Genomic DNA, 15,712 nt, shown 5'->3' with positions numbered 1-15,712 from the left:
CGCATGGCAGGACGACCCCCCAGGACATACCGGGTCAAGGTTGACCCCGAACTCATCGACATCGTGCCGGTGTTCATTGAGCGACGCCGGCAAGACGTGGCATCGCTCCATGACGCACTCGCGCATGGGGATTCGTCCCTCATCCGGAAGATAGCCCACAACATCAAGGGAGCGGGGAGCTCGTTCGGCTTCGATGCCGTGAGCGCCATCGGCGAACTGATCGAACTCGCGGCGGCCCAAGGCCGTTGGCCGGCAGTCGCGTACTTCATCAACCTGCTCGCCCGCTATCTGGAGACGGTGGAGCCGGTCTGCGAGTGACGGGGCATGGGGCCGGTTGTGCCGCGCCCCTTTTCGTGCTATACCATCTGCATTCACCCAACGAAAAGGATCCGTACGCATGCTAACCGGCAAACAGAAACGACACCTCCGGGGCCTGGGACATTCCCTTGCTCCGGTCATCACCATCGGCAAGGGCGAGATCAGCGAGGCCCTTGTCAAAGAGACCGATGAGGCTCTCGAGCACCATGAACTGATCAAGGTCAAGATCCTGGAAAGCTGCCTCCTGGACCGTCACGAAGCTGCCGAAGAACTGGCCTCGGCCTGCGGCGCCGAGGTGGCCCAGGTCCTCGGCCGAACCTTCCTGCTGTTCCGCAGGGCGCAGGAACCGAAACTGGAACTCCCCAAAGCGAAATAGCGCCTGTGTCCCGCCATGCACGAAAAAGCCCGGAGCGATCCGGGCTTTTTTCATTGCCTGAAGGTCTGTCCGCTACACGAGCCGTAACTCGGAAACCATCACCTGCCAGGCCGCGATCCCTCCGAACAGCCCGTAGCAGACCATGGCGAAAAGGACCAGACGGCGCTGGAGCATAGGAAGCGACGATGCCAGGCTCGCCACCCGCCTGAAGGGCTGGAGCCCTCCCATACCCACCCCCGCCACCCCACCGCCAAGCAGGGTCGCGTAGAGGAGATAGCCCACATGCCCGTATTCGCGGTGCAGCATGCAGAAGGGGCAGTGGTGGGTGGGAAGGGCATAGATGTAGACCGGGATCGCCGAGAGCAGCCCCACCACGCCGACGGCGAAGGTTGCGGCGGATAACGCGGCAAACAGGTACCCCATCCTTCCCAGCCACAGGTAGATCCCCCCGCAGATCAGGGTGAGCGTTAAGACTCCTCCCAACGTGGCGAGCGCCGGAACATCCCCCAGGGTAGTCAGGGTTGGAACCATGCCGCTCGACTCCCCGCCGAACAGGCTCCCGCAGCATGACGTGATCACCCGGGGCTGCAAGGAGAGAAAATACCCCCCCTGCAGTCCCGTCTCGGCCAGCAGCAGCGGCGTTATCACCAGCAGCAGCGAGTATTTGATCCGGATGAGGGGATAATCATATCCCTGGTTGTCCGCATGATTGAGGATGAGCCAGAAACCGGCCAGCAGAAAAGTGGTTATTTTAAGGACCAGCGTAGGGTACCCGAAACGATTCAGGTTGAGGGTCCCTGCCGCGCACATGGCTCCGGGAAAGAGCGCGCTCAGGCTGTCGGCCACGTGAATGAAGAGAAACAGGGACAGGAGCTGGAACACGCAGCAGCAGGTCATGATTGTGGCAAGAAGGTAGGTACGGCGCTCGAACGAAAGCTGCCGTTCGCTGCCGCTGGCAAGGTCCCAGTGGCGCAGGATCTTAACCGCGAAGAACGCCGTCGCCACGAGCATGCCGCTGGTCAGGAGCGAACCGACGAACAGGGCGATGACGGCCGGGTGAAGGATCACGGGGCCGCCCCGTCGGCCAGCCTGCCGTCGCGGATGGCCACAATCCGGTCGACCAGCCCCGCGTCGATCACCAGCGGATCGTGGCTCGCCATGATGATGGTCTTCCCCTCATCCTTGAGGCGGGTCATATGATCCAGGAATTCGCCGGAGAGCTTCGTGTCCAGGTGCGCCGTGGGCTCGTCCGCGATGATCACGGGCGGATCGTTGATCAGGGCCCGGGCGATGGCGGCCCGCTGCATCTCCCCCCCCGAGAGGAGTTCCACCCTGGTCGCGGCTCTGCCGGCAAGGCCGTACACCTCCAGGGTGGACATGGCCCTCGCCTTGAGCAGCCCATGGCGCTCTCCCATGGGGTAGGCGGGGATCATGACGTTTTCCAGCAGGCTGATGCCGCGGATCAGGTTGAACTGCTGGAAGATAAACCCGAAGGTACGGCGCCTGATATCGCTCAGGAACCGCTCGGGCAGACTGGTGATCTCGCGATCGAACAGGACGATCCGGCCGGTCGTAGGGCGCGCCATCCCGCCAAGGATACTGAGCAGGGTGGTTTTACCCGAGCCGCTGGGCCCTTTCAGGACCGTCACGCGGCAGGGAGCAATATCGACGGTAATGCCCCGGAGCGCCGCGTATTCGTTGGCTTTGCCGCTGTTGAAGATCTTGCTCACATCGTGCAGGGATATCACGCTACCCTCTCATGACCGAATCGGGATCCACGGTGGCCGCCCGCCATGCGGGAACGATGGTCGCCACGGTATAGGGGACCACCACAAGAAAGAAAAGCACTGCCAGCTGCCCGAAGTCGACGTGCGGAACCAGCCGGAACGACGGATAGAGCACCGACCACCCCTTGAGTACCGGCCCGAACAGGGCGGCCGAGGTGAAGAAGACGTGCCCGTAGGCCAGGGTTCCCCCCACGAGAAATGCCGTGAGCGAGATGATTGCCCCTTCGCCGAATTTCATTACCAGCACGTCGCCGGTATCCCATCCAACCGCCTTGAGAATGCCGATCTCCTTTCGTTCCTCGGCGGACAGGCCGGTGGCCTTGTCCCAGGCGAAAATAAAAAAGGAGAGGAGCGCGCCACAGAGAACGGCCAGCATGATCCCGCTGCGCCAGTTGAAGACCGCGTCGTAGGTGCGCAGGATCTCGTCCCGGGAAATGGGACGGGTATCGGGGAGGAGTTTTACGATCTTGCCGGCGATGGTGGGGACTTCCACTGGATTGGCGACCTCCACCACGAGGTCGGTTGCCATGCCCTGCGGCACGCCGAAGAGTGTACGGAAATCGTCCGTCCCCATGAGCACCAGGTCCGCTGAAACCATCTCCGTAGAAGGCGGCAGCACCTCGGCCACCGTAAAGGTCACCAGGGTTCCCGTGTGATCGTAGAAGGGCATGATATTGTCTTTCGCCGCCATGCTGCTGCGGGTCAGACCGTTCCCCACCGCTACGCTTCCCGGCTCCCAGGTGAACTGCTCCGGGACCATCAGGGTATAGTTGGCGCCGAAGAGCGGATCGTAGTAGTACCCCCACAACCGCGCACGCACCGAGCGAACCCCTCGGATCTCCCTGATTTTCTCGCTATAGTCAACCGGAATCAGGTCGTGCCGGCCCGCCATGATCCGCTGGACCACCAGTTCAGGGGCATCGGCCAGGACCGCCGCCGCCTCACGGCGCAGGGCCTGGGTGTAGAGCATGAGCGACGCCAGGAGAAACACCACCAGGGTGTAGACGAAGAGCAGGGCGCTGTTCTTGCCCTTGCGCCGCAGCAATGAAGACAGGGTGAAATCGATGATGCTCCGGTATTTTTCAATGCCGGCCATAGGTCCTCACGTGGGGAGGCGGCGCCATGAGGGAGCCGGAGGGAAAATGTTCGAACGAAAGCGGGTAATCCTGGAACGGACTGTGGAGGTCTGCCATGGACGGATGCCGGGTATAACGTGCATCAGTGAACAGCGCCAGGTCAGTGAGGGAGAGGCGCTTCACCATGGCACGCTGCTCGGCGAGACGGGATTCCCTGCCGCCGACGATAAAGGCGTGGACGACAATGGCAATCAGCACCAGCAGCTCCGCCGCGACAAAGGCGATGAAGACCGTGGACTTGCGCACCGTCACGGCGGTCAGTCCAGGCCTGCGATGAGGGCGGCGTTCACATCCCGGAACCGGACGATCCGCGTCCCCCGGTGATCCTTCTTGAACTCCTCAGCATCGGCCGGGCGGGCGAATGGAATCAGTTCGTGCCCCATGGGCCCGAGCACGTCGCTACCGATCACGTAATGGGCGCTCATGCCGTCAATGGGGCTGAGCCCGTAATAATCGGTCACCAGGATTGAGGCGATCTGTCCGGCGGACTTGCCGGGGGCATATTTTTTCAGATTGAGGTAATAGGTGAACATGTCCTTGGCACCGTCGAACACGGCGTAGGAACCGTCGCGATAGGTGATCCGGGCTGCAAATGAAGGAAACTTGGCCACGAACATGCCGCAGACCGGACATTTATCGCGGGGGGCAATCTGCAGCTTGGTGGCTGTTCCCGCCCCAGAGGCCGGGACCGCACCGACTGTCAGCACCAAGGCAAGCAGCATCGTCAGAAAGGTATTCATGCCGGGACTCCTCGGGAAAAAATCCAATCATTACAATACAGGGGAGGCATGCGAAGAACAAGCCCCATTTTTTAATAACCGCTCACCACGCTACTCCAGGTCGATCCATCCCTGCGGTATAATAAACTTCTCCGTGCCCGCCTGGAGCGGATCCACCACCACTACGTGGGTACCCAACGTGCCGATACGGTGGTTTCTAGTATAGGTAATGGTCTGGGCAAGACCCGTGTCATACTCGAACACCTTTTCCAAGGTTTCCACGAACCGTTCCCTGCTGAGGTCCCGCCCTGCGCGCCGCAGCCCTTCCAGAAAAAGTTTGGCCCCGGTAAAAGCCGTCAACTGGACGGTTGGGTTGCCCACAACCACTCTCTGCCGCCCCATGACAGCGTTGAATTCTGCCAGGCCCCATTCTTTCCGGTCCTCAGGCAGGGAGGGAAACGCCAGCCAGACCTTTCCGCTGAATGCCGCCGGCACCTGGGTAATCCCTTTACCCAACAGGAAGCCCGGCATGAAAAACGACGGAATGTAGGCGCGCGCTTCGGCCTCCCGGAAAAAGGAGTCAGACTCCCCTTCCCCGCCCAGGAAAAACACCACCTCAACCTGCTCCGCTTGCAGCCGGCTCACGGTAGCCGCCGCGTCGAACAGGCCGGGAGCATGGGAAATCCTGACAACCCGCTGCCCTCCGCCGGCCCGGCAGGCATCATCGATGGATACCGCCACCTCTTCGATCTCTTCCCGCGCGGGGTAGACGATGGCGATCCGGGAATCCCCGGCGCCACGCTTCTTGATGGCGAACGAAACCAGGCCGAGCGACTGTTCCCGCACCCCCCCGTGCAGGTGGAACCGGTAGCGGTGCAGCAGCTGATCATCCGTATGGACAGGCGCGAAGGGGGCGATGAGGGGAACATGAAATTCTTCCGCCAGGGTTTCCAGTTCGCGCTCCTGACCGGGAGTCAAGGTATTGAGCAGGGCGAACACCTGCTGTTCCTCCACCAGGCGACGGAACACCGACTTCAGATCCTGGCCGGAGGCAATCGTGGCGACGACCAGCTCGGGGTTTCTGCCATACACTCCGCCCCGCTCCTTCACATCGGCGAACGAGGCGCGCACCGTGGCGGTGAGAGCTTCGCCGAGAGCAGCCGTGGCTCCTTCAGCGGGAATGATCGTGCCGACTCGCACGGTAGTGGCGCTGACACCCGGATCGGGGTGGATGCCCAGCCGTTTCATGTAGGCGATGAGGTCATCCAGGTCCTGCTCGGAGATCTCGTAAACCGGCATGGCCGGATCACCCAGCACCCCGCCGGGGTAGAGGCCGTCACGCATGTAGCTCTTCAGGCTCTCTTCGTTGAACGCCCCGTGGACCTGGCCGTCGGGGTGGACGTGGCCGTAGCTTTTCATAAGGTGCTGCCAAGTGACATTGGAAGGGATGACGCCGCTTTCGGTACGGCCGAGTCCGTCGAAGCCGTGACAACTGGTGCATGTGGCCGATTCGCCGGGCACCTCCAGGTAGTCCTTGCCGAAATAGGCAATGATCGGCGCCCCCGACGGGCTCGTACCGTCGAAGTAAATCTGCCGCCCCCGCTCCTCGGCCGGAGTGAGCCCGGGCGAAGCCCACGACTGCTGCAGGGGAGCCAGTGCTCCGGCCGCAAAAGCCAGGAGCAGCAGCGCCAGTGAGGTCAGGCATGATCTCGCCGTCCGTACCGTCATGCCGATCATCGCTTCACCTGTTTTTCGTCGGCCAGTTGGATCAGGTGCTCCGCCAGGGTTCGCGCCGAGGTCTCCGGTTTATTCTTGATCCAGTGGCCGGTCCTGAGGTTCCCGAGGAGAAAGAACGTCTCGTGCTCTTCGGGATTCTCCTTGTAGTTGCCCAGTTTGTAGTTCACCCAGTCCAGGTTCACCTTGGAACCGGTCAGAAAGGTCCAGCCCGGGCGGGGAGCAAACGCCCGGGCATAGGCGCGGGTATGCTCGAGGGTGTCGCGGGCCGGGTCCACGCTGATCGACACCAGAAAGATATCTTTGCCGAGGCGATCGCCCAGCAGCGGCTGCAGGTCCGAGAGAACCTTGGTCTGGAGCGTGGCCACGGTCTTGCAATTGGTATAGAAAAAGTGAATCAGAACAACCCTGTCCTTAAGGATGTCCGTATAGAAGCGGACGACCTTGCCTTCGTGGGTTGTCAGCTTGAGGTCGGTAAAATAGGCGCGGGCCGCTTCATCGGTCCTGCGGTCGAGAGCGGTTCCCTGCGGCGACTGGGGCGCGGCCGCGGCGGTACATGGCAGTAATGTTGCCGCAAGCAACAGGCAAAGCGCAATGACAGGTGCTGACAACGTGATTCTCACGTGGTTCTCCCGGCGGTTCAATGGTGACGCGCCTTCTGCAGTTCAGTGAGGGACGAAAGAATCTTGTCGGCCGACGGGAAACCGTAAAACCGTTGCCAGGCCCCGGTCTTGCCATCCCCGACGATAATGGAGGGGGGGTGGTTGTAAATGTCCGGACTGTACATGTCGAGGCCCACGAGCACCTTGTCCATGTTCACCTTGCTGCCGGTCAGGAATGTCCAGCCGGGACGGGCGCCGAGTTTCAGGGAATAGGCCTTGAGCCGCTTCGGGATGTCGTTGACCGGGTCGATACTCATGGTGATCAGGTGGAAATCCTTTCCCATCCGGGCACCGAGCTTTTTCTGGAGCGTCACGAAGATCGAGTCGAGGATGGGGCAGATGGTGGTACAGGTGGTGTAGGTGAACGTAATGGCCACCAGCCGGTCGCCGATGACATCGCTCTGGAAGCGCCGGGACTTTCCATCCTGGTCGAGCAATTCCAGATCATGAAGCTTCACCGTGGCCGAGGCGAACGTGGCCGGTGCCGCCACGGCGGACAGGGGCTGACTCAGCCAGACACAGGAAACGAGAATGAGAAGGATACGCCAGCTATTCGTTTTCATATGCAGCACCCTGTAAGCGACTAGTTGTCAGACCGCGTGGGCGACTGGGCAGGGGTACCTGCCGCCTGCCGTCCCCGGGCGATGAAATTGGCCGTAAAAAGGTAATCGTCGCGATAATCCCTTGTCCCGTCCCCATTAAGATCGAAACGCGGTTTCCCTTCCCGCGCCCGCTCCTTGAGGAACAGGGCGAAACCGGCTTCGTCCAGGGCAGGTGCGCCCCCCGGCAGGCGAGTCAGCGCCGGAGCCACGACCAGGGGATACTGGATCAGGCCCTCGCCGAAATAGGTGACGAACACGGCGTCCAGGGTGTCGGCGTCGGGCAGCACCCGGACCGTCCATGTCCCCTCTCCGTCCTGCTCCCACGAGAGGGTCTTTGCGCTGGTGACGGCAAAGACCGGCGTCCCCTCGAAGCTCCGGGGCAGTTCAACCCTCAGGGTCACGACGGTACGACCGTCGGAGATGGCAACCTGTGGCTGTTGCGTCACCTTTTGGCCCGCCGGCGGGGTGAAGAGCGCCACCAGCGCGGCGGCGGTTTCGCCCCTGACCTCACTGAAGCGGTCCAGCACCCGTCCATAGACAATAGTCTGGGCCGGGACGGCGCGTGCCTGGTCGGCCGTGGCCCGCGTCGCGGCCTGCTCAGCCGGTTGAGACGCCATGTCGGGAACAGCCGGGGTCGCCGCCGGAGACGGGGAACCCGGCGGGGCCGCTGCCGGTTTCGCCTCTCCCGGTGAAGAATCGGCAAAGGTTACGGTGGCATCTGCGCCTCCCCGGCCGGCATACCGGTCTCCGGGCGTGTTCCGCGACCCGGATCCGCCGCTCGCAACAGGTGAAGGCGTCATATCGCCGGCGGCCGTATCGAGAGGCGACGGGGAGCCGGTGCCCCCGGAGATCTTGTCCGTGATGGAGCCGGGGCCGACAGATGGTTTGGGCTGGGCATTGACGACCCCGACCGGCAGGGCGTGGGACACCCCCTTGGTAGTGATGAGGCGGGCATGGGCCGACAGGAGCCGGCCCGGGGTCTCGCCGATCGGCTGGAACCGCAGCACCGCAATCCGGCCGCCGGCGGTGATGGCCCGGGAGCGTTTGAGGATCACGCGGAGCTCGCCCGGAATGGCCGTGTTGGTGATGAACGACACATCGGAGGGGAGCGCGGCTCCCCGATCGATCCGGGGGGCATCGAAGTTCAGGGTATCGTAGCCGACCTCCAGATCCACCACCGCAATATCATCGAGCGCGGCGACATCGATGCCGTAAATCCCCTCCCCCGTCGCCTTGATGGTGATGCCGGCAGCCGGGGCGGATTCCAGCCAGCAGACGAGAACCAGTCCGATGATCAACAGGTGTGCGGCAATCCTCGATCCCATGATCTAATCCTTTTTCTGGCCGGCAGGAACGTCGGAACCCGCCTCAGCCGGTGTTTCCACGGCATGGATCATCATGCCGGCAAGCTGATAGAGCTTCACCTTCAGGGAAGGAATCGCGAAATTGAATGAATAGATTCCCACTTTGCGTGCCGTGAACGTGACCTCGTAGATGCCGTTGCCGACGGGGCGGGACACCAGTTGCTGACGCCAGGCCCCGGTCGGCACCAGGGAGGTCACCACGATCAGATCGCGCAGGTCGGCCACGGGCTCGTGCGTCACCGGATCGGTCACCCTGAACCTGACCACGGACTCACGACCGGCCTCCACCCGCAGGGCTGAGCCGACGAATTCCACCATAACCGGCCGCTCCGTTTTCAGGCGCTGCAGCGCCGGATTAGCGTCGGCCGAGAACTCGAAGCACTGGACGATCCGGGGCGAATCGAGCAGCACGGCCACGTCGTAGGTCCCCGCCAGGGGAATCTTGACCCGGGAACTGAACACGCCGGGAACGTTCTGGCGCAACTGCCGGTTGATGACGTTGACGGCCCGGGGGAGCCGACCATAGGTCTTGAAGCTCCCCATGGGAACCCCCATCCCCTCCATGTAATAGACCACCGCGCCGTCGCTCGGGCTCGCGATAAGGACGGAATTTCCCTCAGGCGTCACCACGATGGGGTCCGCCGTGGGGGGAAGAAGGGGCGAATCGGCGGGGGGCCTGGAGCCGCCGGACACGACGAGGGGGGTCAGAATGGCGGCCTTGCCGAGGGCGGCAAGGGGGATCAGCGTCACGTCGGCCGTGCCGAGGGACCGGATATAGGCAAACTCCGTACTGAAACTGACATGCTCCGGCCGCCCCGCCACCACGGTCGAATGGAGCAGTTCGTTGCCGGCCGCGTCGAAGACCAGGATCTGGCCGTTTTTGCCGTTCACGGTGAAGTACCAGCGGTCTCCCGGCGCAAACCGCACCTCGCGGAAACCGGGCTCGAAGGTCTTCCGGCTAATAATCTCGTGGCTCAGCCCATCCACGACCAGGAGGTTGCCGTCTCCCTCGCACACCACGTGCGCGCACTTGCTCAGGGCGGAGTAGGCAACGCTGACAGGGCCGTCGCCCAGCCGCAAGGTCTTCACCGGCGCGAGGCTCTGGATGTCGATGATGGTGAGGGTGCCGCTCTGCTGGTTCGTGACAAAGGCATAGCGGCTGTCGTCGGCAAAGGCGATCTCGTGGTGGCCGGCGCCGGTTTGGATGAAAGCCGCCTGCGTTCCCGAAAAGGGATCGATAACGGTGACGCCGCTCCGGGCTGGGTCGCTGGAATCATTGCCCACCCACAGGTAGCGCGAATCGGGTTGAAAGGCCATGCGCACCGGCATGGCGCCGGCTGGGATGTTCCGCACGACCGCAAGGCTGTCCGTGTCGATTTCGGCAACCTCGCCCGCCTTTGGCATGGTCACATAGAGCCGTTTGCCGTCGAAGCTGAAGACCCAATCCTCGCCCGGCCGCTTGAGGAGGATCATGGCATAGAGCTGCGAATAGCCGGCAACCCCGATGATGGGGTCGATCACGGAAATGGAGGCGTCGTTGTTGAGGGTAAGGACGAAATAGCTGTTGAGGTCGATGTCGGGCCTGAAGGAAAGGGTCCCCTGGAGATAGGTGCGGACCTTGTCGGAGCACGCCATCTGCTTTTCACGGAAATCGCCGGTGCCCTTGCGCAGGTCGATCCAGACCCGCGGCTGCATGACCGTTACCGGGTGGCCTGTGGCGGCATCGGTCATCTTCAGGCTGACATCCGCATAGGCCCCTTCCACCACTGCCGCCGAAAAACCGTCCTCGGCATGGGTCGGTTTCACCAGGAGCTCAAGGCTGATGCCCTGGCGCACGGCCTTCTTTCCGCTCCCGACCGTGACCGGTGCCGGGGCAGAGGCGGCGACGGTCGCTGCCCGGGCCGCTGAAACGGCTCCGCCGGCCACGACCGCGAAAAGGACGTACAGGACGGCTGTCGCAGCCGCCCTGCACCCGAGAAACCACGTATCAATCAAAGCTGACATTCAAGCTGCTCCACGACCGGATGCGTTACCATCGCTGACTACTGTACCCTCATGATACCCCACAACCCGTTCAGGAAGTGGATGGGCAGCATATCGCGGTAGAGGTAGTCCCCCTTGGCCTGGAAGGCACCGCCGGCACCGTGGTCCAGGAGGAAATCCCAGTGGGACGCGGGTCCCACCACATCCTGGCTGCCGCGCCAGAACGATTTCGGGTTGAGCCCGAGCCTGGTGGAGTTGTTGGTATGGGGCTCGCGCTGCCACACATGCCCGTAGAGGGCGAAGGTATGGTGACGGTTGTGACCGGCCGGCTGCACCAGGCGCACGCGGGTCTCATCGCCTGCATTTACGGTGAAGACCGGCGTCTCCGGATCGCCTCCCGTCGTGCTGTTGTGGAGTACGTTCGCGAAATTGATGGCCTGGTTCTGGAACGGAAGATTCAAGGGGCTGAACCCGAGCCGGAACCAGAGCGGCTCGGTCCTGTAGTTGAATGCCTTCATGCCCGTGTCGAGGGCGTCCTCCATGCCGGTAACGAAGGGCACGGGGGTATTGTCGCCGAAACGCAGCGCGACGTCGTCCTGGATGACCAGCACCTGCTCACGGAACGTGGTGCCGTTGGCCCTGATCACGGTGGCCGAGGCCCGGGACGGCCGCTGACCGGCGGAAACGCTCGGGTGGGGAGTCGGATAGTCCTCGATCCAGCTGGAGCCGAGCGGCTCGATGATGAGCGCACCCAGAGCGCCCCGGGAGGCATGCTTGATCAGGTCGGTTGAAATGAGACTGCTGGCGCCGAACTCGATAGGAGTTGCAACGCGCATGTTGTTGACCACCTTCACGTCTCCGGCATACCAGCGGTACTGTCTCACCCCGCCAGGCGGCACGGTCTGATCCTGATTGTTGCCGACCACGGTGCCGTCGCTCCGGGTGACATCGTACTCCACCAGCTGCGGGTGGAGCCCCACGATACTGGAGGTCCGCACTTCGTTGAAGTTGAAGAACTCCACGATCGGATGCAACGCACTGTAGCCGGGACTTTCGGTCAGCACGGCCGGCAGGCTGTTGCGCAAGGTCACGTCGATGCACTCGCCCGCGGCAGCCCGGAGAACAAGCGGTTCAACAGGGACACCCGCCTTCAGGGTGCCGTCCGGGTTGAGATCCCCTGTCCTCACATAGAGAACGGCGTCGGGGTCCTGAAGGGGGCCGATCCCCTGGGGTCCGATGCGGGAGTTGTAGACCAGCGAGCCGCCGGGCAGAGCAGTGCGGGCCGCCACGGCTGTGACGTCGTAGGAGCGGACCAACGCGCTCGTGGGGCAGGGACCGCTAAACGAGGCATCGTTGGCGGCCGTGAAGGGAACCGTGCCGATGGGGTTGTTGGGCAGCGGCAGCAGATTCGGCTGCCGGACGGCGTAGGAGCGCATAAGTCCCCAAATGCCGCTCCAGTAACCGTCGCTGGAGGCGTTAAGCGTGTAAAGGTAGTCCGCGGTCTGCCCCACCTGGAGCCGGTCGGGAATCACGGGCATCCGCAGTTGGAACTGCTCGGAAATGCCCAACTGTTGGGAGTTGCGGAACCCGGAGTTGGGCGACCCGTAGGATTGGAGCCACTTGACGCCGTGAATGGACGCGGTGTGCGACTCCTCGTCGGCGCCCGCCTGAATCCGCACGTTGACCCGGTCGTTGTCGTAGACCTGGAAGAGCGGTGTGAACGGGTCACCCGGCAGCACGTTGGGGGTGAGCGGCGGATAGAACGCGGGCTGCTGGTTCAGCAGGGGGTTGGCGCGCTGTACCCGCGACGACAGGGCATAGGCCAGATCGCCGGCAAGCCCCGGAGCCTGGACGTTGGTGCCGGGCAGGCGCACGCGCTCCGCCACGGGCTCGTTGCGGTAGTTGACCAGGAACGTTCCCGGATCCTCGGCGGAAATGGCCTCGGGGCAGGGAGGCAGGGTCCCGTTGGGGCAGATCTGGGGCTTGCGGAACAGGAACGGCAGGCCGATCTCTTCCATGCCCGGCGGCTTGATCGCCTTGGCCGGGTTGACGCACGGAACCGTATGACAGGCGCCGTCCTCGTAGGCGAGCGTGAAGTCCGCCACATGGACCATGAACTCCCGGTAGCTCTCCGCGGGATTAGTGGTAATGATGTCAGCCCGCCAGCTGGTCGGCCCGCCGTCGAAGCGCCCGCCCATGAACTGGCCGGTCTGGGGATCACGCCAGCGGGACCCCTGGGGCTCGGTGAGCAGGCTGGCGTAGAGGCCGGTCTGCTGATGCGTGGACGGACCAAAGTGATCGTGGGTGAAGACGTTGCCCAGGGTCCGGTCCTCGCCCCGGTTGTTGCGGATGTTGTCGATGTACCAACGCTGGACCGTGGTCCGGGCACCGGTGATGTCGCGGCCGTTGAAGGTCGAGCCGAAATAGGGATGGGGCTTGGCGGCAAGGGCAACCTTCGTCACTCCGTCGGGTTGGATCAGTCCACCGGTCAGGTTGAAGGCATGGATCCGCTCACGCACCTCGTCGGGGCTCATGGTGCCGTCCTCGTAGTTGAAGCCGTTGGCGGAGCCGTCGGATGCGGTGACATCGAACTTCACCAAGTGGATGTGCTGGCCGATGACATCGGTCGGGGTCTTGACCTGGTAGTCATCCTGCTCGTACACGCTCGGGACCAGGTTGGTATGGTAGAAGTTCACGCAGTCGTTGGAGTTGGCCCTGATGAAAAACGGCTCCGGCGGCCGGGTGCCGTCCACCGTCGCCTGGGCGTCGCCCCAGAGGGTGATGATGCGCGATTGGGGGAAGTGGTGACCGACCTTGTTCATCTTCAGGTCGAACTGGATAACGGCGCCCTTGTAGGTCCTTGGCACGCCGACAGCCCCGCCCTTATCGCCGCGGCACGGGTCATTGTAGGGCGCGCCGGGAACCGGCGGCAGCCCGTTGGTCACGAACTGGCCAGGAGAGCCGTTGGGCAGGAACGTCGGATGGAATTCCCGCGCGTGGAAATCCATGGCGGCCCGTTCCGAACGGGAACCGCTTTCGGGGACCTGCTCAGCCTCCGCCGCCACGAGCACCTTGTCGAAGCTCAGGGTGGTTTCCTCGTGATGGGTAATAGCCGGGTCGAGCGTTGACGGATTCAGGGGGTTGTTGGTACCCCGGACAATGTGCCGGGGAAGCCCGCCATCGTCGATCAGGTCGAGGGGAGGCGTAGCCGGGCGGTGCCCCGCCTTCATCCCGAGGCTGAAGGGATAGCCGGCGTTCTTGTCGGGCTCGTCGTAGGTCACCTGCCCGCCGGGATAGCCGGGAACCTGGGCAATACGCACCTTGCCGGGGATGGGCGCCATGGGCAGGGTCGGGATGGGAACGACCGCGGGAATCGGGGTCCCCGCCGCGATCTCGCCGTCCGGAAGGGCGCGGGCAGTGGCGATCGGCAGCCCGTTGGCATCGAGCTGGGTCCCGGCCTCGAACACGTCATGCAGGCGGTACAGCGCCCACATCCCTTGGGCAAAGTGGGGGTAAAAGTGGCAGTGGAAGATGGTGTCGCCCACGATCTTGTTCCGGTTGCCCGAGTTGTAGGCGATCTCGTAGGTGTAGGAGCCACCCGGGCCGATGCCCTGGGCGTCAAGGTAGTTGCTGCCGTCGTCGTCCGGGCTGAAGAGCCACTGCTGGGCGTGGAGGTGAAAGACGTGGAATTCCTTGCCGAAGTGCAGGTTGCGGATCTTGGCCCGGTCGTTGATATAGGCGTGGAAGACATTGGACGGATCATCGGGATAGAGAGCCTTGGTGGCCTTGGGTCCCACGATCAGGTTACCGTTAACGTCCGTGGTGTTGGCGGGCACATCCACCAGCAGGGCCGGATCGCTCACCGCCCACGAGGAGAGGAAAAATTCCTCGAACTTGCACTCGGCGCAGTCCCAGGTGGGACCGACCCCGGAGCGGTTGGCCACGACCTCGGTACCGACGGCGGCCGAACCGTAGTTGATCATGAAGCCATCCTTGACGCCGCCGAGGGTGAACTTGAACTGGGGATCGATGAAGATCGGGAACGGCTGCACGGTCTCCACCTCGTCGTGGAACATGACCGTGAACTCCCGGAATGCCCGGTCGCGATCGGGATAAGTCGGGTTGCGCTGGTAGGTGCCGGCGGGAAAATCGCCGCCGTTGGGTCCGGTGATGATGGCATTGACCTCGTTATGAACGATCTTGTTGGTCACCGGGTCGAGGATGCGCAGGATCGGCTGCCCGGCGTAGCGGTGTCCGACGGGGTAGACCGCGTCGTAATCGATGATCGGATGCCCGCTGGGGGTAAGCCCAGTAGTGGCCATGAGCAGTTCCGCATTCGTGGTCTGGTTGCGGTACCAGACGGCCCCCTTCTTCTGTACGTTGAGTGCGCCGAACAGGCCGAAGGAGGTCTGGCCCTGGATCCCCTCGCCGCTCACGTTGTCGGCGATGCTGTTGATGTGGTACCCACCCTCGTGCTCTCCCCGAACGAGATACACTTTGGTCTCGCCGGGAGCCGCGTAGCCGGACACCGGGTTGTTACCGACATTGACACCTGAGGAGACCATGTCGGCGAAGGATACCCCCATGATCGCCATGCCCACGTGACGGGTGGCCGGCTGACCGGCGAATTCGCCGGCCGCATCGGGCGGGAGAACAAGGGGTGTGGGAGCGAGCAGGTTCTGGAAGCTGATCCGGAGGCAATCGCCCTCGTTCACCCGGAGGACGAGGGGACGCGGTCGCTTGTCGTCGCGCAGCCGCACATTGCCCGGGGTGAGAATTCCCCCCTCTGCTTCGGTCAGGCCGTTCGCCGCATTTACCACATCCTGACGCAGGGCGAAGATCATGGAGATGGGGTTGAAGGCCCCAAGCCGGTTATGGACGATCTGCTGGTCGATGGCGACCACGTCGGCCTGGATGGTGTTGGCGCAGACCTCGGCCAGCGACACCGTCGGCGCCAGCAGGAGCATCATTTGAGCAAGGAAACCGGCAATCCGGCCGGGCTTGATCCGTGTGCGCATGGGTTGCTCTCCT

At 63.3% G+C, this 15,712-nt stretch carries 13 protein-coding genes; 2 read left to right on the top strand and 11 right to left on the bottom strand.

What is annotated here, in order from left to right:
* The first annotated feature begins 3 nt into the window (after positions 1-3).
* Both GS_RS06295 and yhbY read left to right on the top strand, forming a co-directional pair.
* Positions 4-318: an Hpt domain-containing protein gene (locus GS_RS06295; RefSeq protein ID WP_010941919.1), complete on the top strand. Its 315-nt coding sequence runs from the start codon at positions 4-6 to the stop codon at positions 316-318.
* A 79-nt stretch (positions 319-397) separates the two neighbouring features.
* Positions 398-694, top strand: coding sequence for a ribosome assembly RNA-binding protein YhbY (gene yhbY / locus GS_RS06290; protein WP_010941918.1), 297 nt, complete (start codon positions 398-400; stop codon positions 692-694).
* Positions 695-766: 72 nt separating this feature from the next.
* Here yhbY and GS_RS06285 read toward each other — a convergent pair whose 3' ends face one another.
* From GS_RS06285 to GS_RS06235, 11 genes are all read right to left on the bottom strand, one after another.
* Complete coding sequence (locus GS_RS06285; protein ID WP_010941917.1) at positions 767-1,762, bottom strand: hypothetical protein; 996 nt, start codon at positions 1,760-1,762, stop codon at positions 767-769.
* Positions 1,759-2,442 carry an ABC transporter ATP-binding protein gene (locus tag GS_RS06280; RefSeq protein WP_010941916.1) on the bottom strand — a complete coding sequence of 228 codons (684 nt, stop codon included), beginning with the start codon at positions 2,440-2,442 and terminating at the stop codon, positions 1,759-1,761. The genes GS_RS06285 and GS_RS06280 overlap by 4 nt, the downstream gene beginning before the upstream one ends.
* A gap of 1 nt (position 2,443) precedes the next feature.
* Positions 2,444-3,577 carry an ABC transporter permease gene (locus GS_RS06275; protein ID WP_010941915.1) on the bottom strand — a complete coding sequence of 378 codons (1,134 nt, stop codon included), beginning with the start codon at positions 3,575-3,577 and terminating at the stop codon, positions 2,444-2,446.
* Entirely contained in the window at positions 3,564-3,869 is a 306-nt protein-coding gene (locus tag GS_RS06270) for a hypothetical protein (RefSeq protein WP_010941914.1), read from the bottom strand. The genes GS_RS06275 and GS_RS06270 overlap by 14 nt, the downstream gene beginning before the upstream one ends.
* A 5-nt stretch (positions 3,870-3,874) precedes the next feature.
* Positions 3,875-4,357, bottom strand: a complete 483-nt coding sequence (locus GS_RS06265) for a nitrous oxide reductase accessory protein NosL (protein WP_010941913.1) — start codon at positions 4,355-4,357, stop codon at positions 3,875-3,877.
* A 90-nt stretch (positions 4,358-4,447) separates the two neighbouring features.
* Positions 4,448-6,064: a cytochrome c/ABC transporter substrate-binding protein gene (locus tag GS_RS06260; protein WP_235044989.1), complete on the bottom strand. Its 1,617-nt coding sequence runs from the start codon at positions 6,062-6,064 to the stop codon at positions 4,448-4,450.
* A gap of 5 nt (positions 6,065-6,069) precedes the next feature.
* On the bottom strand, positions 6,070-6,693 hold the full coding sequence (locus tag GS_RS06255; RefSeq protein ID WP_235044988.1) for an SCO family protein: 624 nt from the start codon (positions 6,691-6,693) through the stop codon (positions 6,070-6,072).
* 17 nt (positions 6,694-6,710) lie between these two features.
* Positions 6,711-7,295: an SCO family protein gene (locus GS_RS06250; protein ID WP_010941910.1), complete on the bottom strand. Its 585-nt coding sequence runs from the start codon at positions 7,293-7,295 to the stop codon at positions 6,711-6,713.
* A gap of 20 nt (positions 7,296-7,315) precedes the next feature.
* On the bottom strand, positions 7,316-8,659 hold the full coding sequence (locus tag GS_RS06245) for a hypothetical protein (protein ID WP_010941909.1): 1,344 nt from the start codon (positions 8,657-8,659) through the stop codon (positions 7,316-7,318).
* 3 nt (positions 8,660-8,662) lie between these two features.
* Positions 8,663-10,702: a YncE family protein gene (locus tag GS_RS06240; protein WP_010941908.1), complete on the bottom strand. Its 2,040-nt coding sequence runs from the start codon at positions 10,700-10,702 to the stop codon at positions 8,663-8,665.
* A gap of 38 nt (positions 10,703-10,740) precedes the next feature.
* Entirely contained in the window at positions 10,741-15,699 is a 4,959-nt protein-coding gene (locus tag GS_RS06235; protein WP_010941907.1) for a multicopper oxidase, read from the bottom strand.
* Between the last annotated feature and the right edge of the window lie 13 nt (positions 15,700-15,712).

Origin of the sequence: Geobacter sulfurreducens PCA, from assembly GCF_000007985.2 — a bacterium.
GTDB lineage: Bacteria > Desulfobacterota > Desulfuromonadia > Geobacterales > Geobacteraceae > Geobacter > Geobacter sulfurreducens.
The sequence above is the reverse complement of the archived record's forward strand: the minus strand, read 5'-3'. Positions and strand labels throughout refer to the sequence as shown.

Coding starts and splice junctions, on each gene's coding strand:
- GS_RS06295 (WP_010941919.1), top strand. CDS start 4: ATGGCAGGACGACCCCCCAGGACATACCGGGTCAAGGTTGACCCCGAA.
- yhbY (WP_010941918.1), top strand. CDS start 398: ATGCTAACCGGCAAACAGAAACGACACCTCCGGGGCCTGGGACATTCC.
- GS_RS06275 (WP_010941915.1), bottom strand. CDS start 3,577: ATGGCCGGCATTGAAAAATACCGGAGCATCATCGATTTCACCCTGTCT.
- GS_RS06265 (WP_010941913.1), bottom strand. CDS start 4,357: ATGAATACCTTTCTGACGATGCTGCTTGCCTTGGTGCTGACAGTCGGT.
- GS_RS06260 (WP_235044989.1), bottom strand. CDS start 6,064: ATGACGGTACGGACGGCGAGATCATGCCTGACCTCACTGGCGCTGCTG.
- GS_RS06250 (WP_010941910.1), bottom strand. CDS start 7,295: ATGAAAACGAATAGCTGGCGTATCCTTCTCATTCTCGTTTCCTGTGTC.
- GS_RS06245 (WP_010941909.1), bottom strand. CDS start 8,659: ATGGGATCGAGGATTGCCGCACACCTGTTGATCATCGGACTGGTTCTC.
- GS_RS06240 (WP_010941908.1), bottom strand. CDS start 10,702: ATGTCAGCTTTGATTGATACGTGGTTTCTCGGGTGCAGGGCGGCTGCG.
- GS_RS06235 (WP_010941907.1), bottom strand. CDS start 15,699: ATGCGCACACGGATCAAGCCCGGCCGGATTGCCGGTTTCCTTGCTCAA.